A 6,183-nucleotide genomic window follows, 5' to 3' on the forward strand; every position below is an offset into this window, starting at 1 on the left:
AGACGCTGGCACTGCCCGAGAACCAACCGCCCGAGGGGTACCGTTCCGTGAGTCTGCATCCTGCCCTCCAGCCCTACGCCGACGCCTGGACTCACTCGATCGAGGCGATATCCGAGCTGGTGCAGCACCTCGTCGAGGGCGAGTGGAACCGGCGGACGCCCTGCCCCGGCTGGTCCGTCCGGGACGTCGTCTCGCACGTGATCGGGCTGGACTGCGAGATGCTCGGCGACCCCCGCCCGATCCACTCCCTGCCGCGCGACCTGTACCACGTGACGACGGAGCACCAGCGGTACATGGAGATGCAGGTCGACGTCCGGCGGCACCACACGGCGCCGGAGATGACCTCCGAGCTGGAGTACACGGTGATCCGCCGCAACCGGCAGCTGCGGAACGAGTCCCGGCAGCCGGACGCCGTGGTGCGCGGTCCCCTCGGGCGGGAGATCACCCTGGAGGAGTCGATGCGCCGCCACGCCTTCGACGTCTGGGTGCACGAGCAGGACCTGCGCGCCGCGCTCGGCGTGCCGGGGAACTGGGACTCGCCGGGCGCGCTGGTCGCCCGTGACGTCCTGCTGGACGCGCTGCCGGAGGTGGTCGCGGAGCGGGCGGGCGCGCCGCGCAGTTCGGCCGTGGTCGTGGACGTCCACGGCCCGGTGGAGTTCCTGCGCACGGTCCGCGTCGACATCCGCGGCCGCGGCACGGTGGAGACCGCCCCCGCCCTCGGCCCGGCGGCCACCCTGACCCTGGACTGGGAGACCTACGTCCTCCTGGCCTGCGGCCGGGTGAAGCCCGCCGCGGTCGCCGACCGCGTCAAGCAGGAGGGCGACCTCGACCTGACCGCCGCCATCCTGCGGGAGTTCGCCGTCACCCTGTAGCCCCGCCGCGGGCCGGCGCGGCCGCGGCGGCCCGGCCGAACGCGCGGTCGAGGAGCCGCCTGGCGTCCGCCGCCCGCGCGGCGGCCGAGGGGGCGGCCAGCACCGCGCCCACCACCGTGCGGTCCCCCCGCCGCGCCGCGAACACCAGGCAGTACTTCGCGTGGGCCCCCGACCCCGTCTTGATCCCCAGCGCGCCCCGGTAGGACCCCAGCAGGGGGTTGGTGTTGGTCCACCGCGGCATCGTGCGCTGCCCACCGCCGCGGGTGACGGTGCGGGCCGTGTACGTCCGGGTGCCGACCACCGTCCGGAAGACCCGGTTCCGCAGCGCGTGCGCCCCCAGCCGCGCCAGGTCCCGCGGCGTGGACCAGGTGGACCCGTTGCTGATGCCGTCGAACGAGTCGAAGCGGCTGTCGCGCATCCCCAGCCGCCCGGCCGTGGCGTTCATCCGCCCGATGAACGACCGCACCCGCGCGGCCCGGGTGGAGCCCTTGCCGAAGGTGTCGGCCAGCGCGTACGCCGCGTCGCAGCCGGACGGCAGCATCAGCCCGTACAGCAGCTGCCGCACCGTCACCCGGTCGCCGACGATCAGCCGGGCGGAGGAGGCGTTCCGGGACACGATGTAGTCACTGTACGCCTTCCGGACCGTCACCTTCCGGTCCAGGTCCGGCCGGCCCTCCAGCACCACCACCGCCGTCATGATCTTCGCCGTCGACCCGGTGGCCCGGCGGCCGTCGGCGGCCTTGGCGAAGAGCCGCCCGCCTCCCCGCGCGTCCATCACGAAGCCGCCCGGCGCGGAGATCCGCGGCGCGGGGGCCGCGGGCGCCGCGGGCACTGCCGCCGGCGCGGCGGCGAGCAGGGCTCCGGCGGCCGTCGCCACGACGAGGGTCCTGGCGAGCGGTCCGGCGAGCCGGGCGGGCATGCTGATGGTCATCCGATGAACCCCGTTGGTGGTCGATGACCGCGGCATGCGGCCGACGTGCGCCTTGTGCGGATTTCCGGCGGTGGCACGAGTATCGGGCAGTGAGACGGACTGGGTGTGCGTCCGTGTTGTATCTAAGCTGTCGCCATGACCGTCCCGTTGAAGCGACCGCCCGCTGCCGAGCGGGTCTACACCCACGTCAAGCAGGCAGTTCTCGACCGGACGTACGAGGGAGGCAGCCTCCTGACCGAGGGCGAGCTCGCGGAGGCGGTGGGCGTGTCCCGCACGCCGGTGCGGGAGGCGCTGCTGCGGCTCGAGGTGGAGGGGCTGATCAAGCTCTACCCGAAGAAGGGCGCGCTGGTCCTGCCGGTCACCGCGCAGGAGATCGCGGACGTGGTGGAGACCCGGCTGCTGGTCGAGGAGCACGCGGCCCGCAAGGCGGTGCCCGCCTCGCCGCGGCTGATCGCCCGTCTGGAGGAGCTGCTGGAGCGGCAGCGGGAACAGGCCGCCGCCGGCGACTACGTGGCCGCCGCGGTCACCGACCGCTGCTTCCACGCCGAGATCGTCCGCAGCGGCGGGAACGCGATCCTCTCCCACCTGTACGACCAGCTCCGCGACCGGCAGCTGCGCATGGGTGCCGCGGTGATGCACTCGCACCCCGGCCGGGCCGCCAAGACCCTGGTCGAGCACGGCGAGATCCTGGAGGCGCTGCGGGCCGGCGACGCCGACCGGGCGGTCGCCGCCGTGCACGGGCACGTGAGCTGGTTCTCCCACCTGGCGCGCGGAGAGGCCCGATGAGCGAGGGACCGGCCGCGCGTGCGGCCGGCTCCGAGCGCGCCGGGAACCCGGTGCCGCCGATGGACCCGCCGGGCGGGGCGCGCGCCGTCGCCGTCTGGACGGTGGGCGTCTGCGTCTACTTCGTCGCCGTGCTCTTCCGCACCTCGCTGGGCGTCGCCGGCCTCGACGCGGTGGAGCGCTTCCACGTCAGCGCCTCCGCGCTCTCCACGTTCTCGCTGCTCCAGCTGCTGGTCTACGCGGCGATGCAGATCCCGGTGGGCCTGCTGGTGGACCGGTTCGGCACCAAGAAGGTGCTGGTCGCGGGCGCCGTGCTGTTCACGCTGGGCCAGCTCGGCTTCGCGCTGGCGCCGTCGTACGGCATGGCGCTGTTCTCCCGCGCGCTGCTGGGCTGCGGCGACGCCCTCACCTTCCTCAGCGTGCTGCGGCTCGGCGCGCGCTGGTTCCCGGCGCGGCGCGGGCCGCTGGTCGGGCAGCTGGCGGGCCTGATAGGCCAGGGCGGCAACGTGGTCTCCACGCTGGTGCTCTCCCGGTCGCTGACGGAGTTCGGGTGGACGGCGTCGTTCGTCGGCAGCGCGCTGTGCGGCGTGGTGGTGCTCGTGCTGACGCTGCTCTTCCTCAAGGACCACCCGGACGGGTACGGCACCGAGCGGGTCCCGCACCGCGGAGCCGCCTACGTGCGGCGGCAGATCGCCGCGTCGTGGCGGGAGCCGGGGACCCGGCTGGGGATGTGGACCCACTTCACCACGCAGTTCCCGGGGACGGTCTTCCTGCTGCTGTGGGGCATGCCGTTCCTCGTCGAGGACCAGGGGATGGACCGGACCCGGGCGGGGACGCTGCTCACCGTGATCGTGCTGGCCCACATGGTCGTCGGCATGGTGTACGGCCAGGTCATCGGCCGCCGGCACGGGGCGAGGCTGCCGCTGGCGCTGGGCACGATCGGATCCACGGCGGTGGTGTGGGCGATCCTGCTGGCCTGGCCCGGCCGGGCGCCGCTGGCGCTCCTCGCGGTGCTGTGCCTGGTGCTGGGGGCGTGCGGCCCCGCCTCGATGATCGGGTTCGACTTCTCGCGGCCGGCGAATCCGGCGGAACGGCAGGGGACGGCGTCCGGCATCACCAACATCGGCGGCTTCACCGCCTCGATGACGACGCTGCTGGCGATCGGCGTCCTGCTGGACGCCACGGGCGACGACTACCGGATCGCCTTCTGCGTCGTCTTCGCCGTGCAGGCGCTCGGCGTCTGCCAGATGCTCCGCCTGGGCCGGGCTGCGGCCCGCCGCGAACGGGACAACCTGACCGCGGGCCGCGTCGCGGCGGTCCACAAGCCGTAGCCCCCGCCCCGCCACCCGCGTCACCGGAGCCGGAACCGGAAGCGGGGAAAATCACCCCGCCTCCGCGCAACCTATGGGCCCCCGCGGCGGTCGGACATCACGCACCGCCGTATCCCGCGGCGGCGCCCCGCCCCAGGGAGCGTTCAGGGGCACATCACATCCGGGGGTTCCCCACGTGAAGACCGGCATCGGAAGCCGCCGCCTGCGCAGAGCAGCGGTCTCCCTCGTCACCGGAGGCGCGATGGTCCTCGGCGGGACGCTCGCCGCGGCGCCCGCGCACGCCGCTCCGGTGAGCAGCTCGCCCGGACGCGCCGTCGCCGCGGCCCCGCCGCCGCTGAAGAGCGTGACCTCGCCCAGCATCGCCGCCAAGGGCGGCTTCGTGATGGAGAGCGCGAACGGCCGGACCACCTACAGCAAGGCGGCCGACACCCGACGGCCCACCGGCTCCACCACCAAGATCATGACGGCCAAGGTGGTGCTCAGCCAGCCGAACCTGAATCTCGACGCCAAGGTGACCATCCAGCAGGCCTACAGGGACTACGTGGTCAGGAAGGGAGCCTCCTCGGCGAACCTGGTCGTCGGCGACAAGGTGACCGTCCGCCAGCTCCTCCACGGCCTGATGCTGCCCTCCGGCTGCGACGCGGCCTACGCGCTCGCCGACAAGTACGGAACCGGCACGACGCGGGACGCGCGGGTGAAGTCGTTCATCGGCAAGATGAACACCACCGCGAAGAACCTCGGCATGACCAACACGCACTTCGACTCGTTCGACGGCATCAGCAACGGCTCCAACTACTCGACGCCGCGCGACCTGACCAAGCTGGCCCGCGACGCGATGAAGAACTCCACCTTCCGCTCCGTGGTGAAGACCAAGTCGTACACCGCGAAGACCGTCACCAGGAGCGGCTCCACCCGCACCATGGCGACCTGGAAGAACACCAACCCGCTGCTCAGCAGCTACAGCGGGGCGACCGGCGTGAAGACCGGCTCGGGCCAGGTCGCCGGCTACTGCCTGGTGTTCTCGGCGACCCGGAACGGCAAGACGGTGATCGGCACCGTGCTGGCCTCGACGTCGTCGGCGCAGCGCACCACCGACGCCACGCGTCTGCTGAACCACGGCTTCGCCCGCCTGGGGTGAGCCCGCCGGCGAAGGCACCGCCGGCGAAGGCACCGCCGGCAACGGCACGGGGGCCCGCCACGCGTTCGCGTGGCGGGCCCCCGCCGTACCGGGCCGGAGGGCCGTCAGGCCCAGGTGATCAGCCGCTTCGGGTGCTCCAGCACCGCCGCGATGTCGGCCAGCACCTTGGAGCCGAGCTCGCCGTCGACCAGCCGGTGGTCGAAGGAGAGGGCAAGCGTGGTGACCTGCCGGGGCCTGACCTTGCCCTTGTGGACCCACGGCTGGAGCTTGACCGCCCCGAAGGCGAGGATCGCCGCCTCCCCCGGGTTCAGGATCGGCGTCCCGGTGTCGACGCCGAAGACGCCCACGTTGGTGATGGTGACGGTGCCGCCCTGCATGTCGGCCGGGCCGGTCCGTCCCTCACGGGCCGTCGCCACCAGCTCGCCCAGTGACGCCGCGAGTTCCGGCAGCGTCTTGGCGTGCGCGTCCTTGATGTTCGGCACGATCAGCCCGCGCGGCGTGGCCGCCGCGATGCCCAGGTTGACGTAGTGCTTCTCGACGATCTCCTGGTTGGCCTCGTCCCAGGACGCGTTGATCCCCGGGTTCCGCCGGATCGCGACCAGCAGGGCCTTGGCGACCAGCAGCAGCGGGTTGACCCGCAGACCGGCCATGTCCGGGTCCTGCTTGAGCTCCTGGACCAGCTTCATCGTCCGCGTCACGTCGACCGTGACGAACTCGGTGACGTGCGGGGCGGTGAAGGCGGAGCCGACCATCGCCTGCGCGGTGGCCTTGCGGACGCCCTTGACCGGGATCCGGGTCTCCCGCGCGCCGTCCGGCGACGCGGCGGACGCCGCGGCGGTGACGGGCGCGGCGGCCCGGACCGCCTGCGGGGCCTCGGCCGCCGGCGCCGGGGCCTGGACCTCGGGCACGGCGGCGGCAGCGGCGGCCTGGACGTCCGCCCGGGTGATGATCCCGTCGGGGCCGGTCGGACGGACCGCCCACAGGTCGACCCCGAGGTCCTTGGCCAGCTTGCGCACCGGCGGCTTCGCCAGCGGCCGCTCCGGCGCGCCGGGAACGCCCGCGCCGTGGCCGTTGACCGCGACGGGCGCGGGGGCCGGGACCGGCGCCGGGGCGGCGGGCGCCTCGGCG

The 6,183-nt window shown here is 73.6% G+C and carries 6 protein-coding genes; 4 read left to right on the forward strand and 2 right to left on the reverse strand.

The window, feature by feature from the left end; all coding sequences use genetic code 11:
- The first annotated feature begins 47 nt into the window (after positions 1-47).
- Entirely contained in the window at positions 48-872 is an 825-nt protein-coding gene (locus A2U95_RS29535; protein ID WP_166028642.1) for a maleylpyruvate isomerase family mycothiol-dependent enzyme, read from the forward strand.
- Here the strand turns inward: A2U95_RS29535 and A2U95_RS29540 are convergent.
- Positions 862-1,803: a D-alanyl-D-alanine carboxypeptidase family protein gene (locus tag A2U95_RS29540; protein WP_166028643.1), complete on the reverse strand. Its 942-nt coding sequence runs from the start codon at positions 1,801-1,803 to the stop codon at positions 862-864. The two genes, A2U95_RS29535 and A2U95_RS29540, sit on opposite strands and share 11 nt — an antisense overlap.
- A gap of 135 nt (positions 1,804-1,938) precedes the next feature.
- Between A2U95_RS29540 and A2U95_RS29545 the strand changes: the two genes are divergently transcribed.
- The 3 genes from A2U95_RS29545 to A2U95_RS29555 all read left to right on the forward strand — a co-directional run bounded on the left by A2U95_RS29545 (position 1,939) and on the right by A2U95_RS29555 (position 5,055).
- Complete coding sequence (locus tag A2U95_RS29545; protein ID WP_166028645.1) at positions 1,939-2,589, forward strand: GntR family transcriptional regulator; 651 nt, start codon at positions 1,939-1,941, stop codon at positions 2,587-2,589.
- Positions 2,586-3,917 (forward strand): MFS transporter, encoded by a 1,332-nt coding sequence (locus A2U95_RS29550; protein ID WP_166028647.1) that lies wholly within the window; start codon positions 2,586-2,588, stop codon positions 3,915-3,917. Before A2U95_RS29545 ends, A2U95_RS29550 begins: the two co-directional genes overlap by 4 nt.
- A gap of 175 nt (positions 3,918-4,092) precedes the next feature.
- On the forward strand, positions 4,093-5,055 hold the full coding sequence (locus tag A2U95_RS29555) for a D-alanyl-D-alanine carboxypeptidase family protein (RefSeq protein WP_166028649.1): 963 nt from the start codon (positions 4,093-4,095) through the stop codon (positions 5,053-5,055).
- Between the two features lie 104 nt (positions 5,056-5,159).
- Here A2U95_RS29555 and A2U95_RS29560 read toward each other — a convergent pair.
- Positions 5,160-6,183 (reverse strand): dihydrolipoamide acetyltransferase family protein (locus tag A2U95_RS29560; protein WP_166028651.1); only part of this gene is annotated, 1,024 nt, incomplete at its 5' end.

The organism is Streptomyces chilikensis (assembly GCF_001642695.1).
GTDB classification, from domain to species: domain Bacteria; phylum Actinomycetota; class Actinomycetes; order Streptomycetales; family Streptomycetaceae; genus Streptomyces; species Streptomyces chilikensis.

What these genes read in the sequence shown, in the direction of transcription:
- A2U95_RS29540 (WP_166028643.1), bottom strand. Translation starts at nt 1,803, where the DNA reads ATGACCATCAGCATGCCCGCCCGGCTCGCCGGACCGCTCGCCAGGACC.
- A2U95_RS29545 (WP_166028645.1), top strand. Translation starts at nt 1,939, where the DNA reads ATGACCGTCCCGTTGAAGCGACCGCCCGCTGCCGAGCGGGTCTACACC.
- A2U95_RS29550 (WP_166028647.1), top strand. Translation starts at nt 2,586, where the DNA reads ATGAGCGAGGGACCGGCCGCGCGTGCGGCCGGCTCCGAGCGCGCCGGG.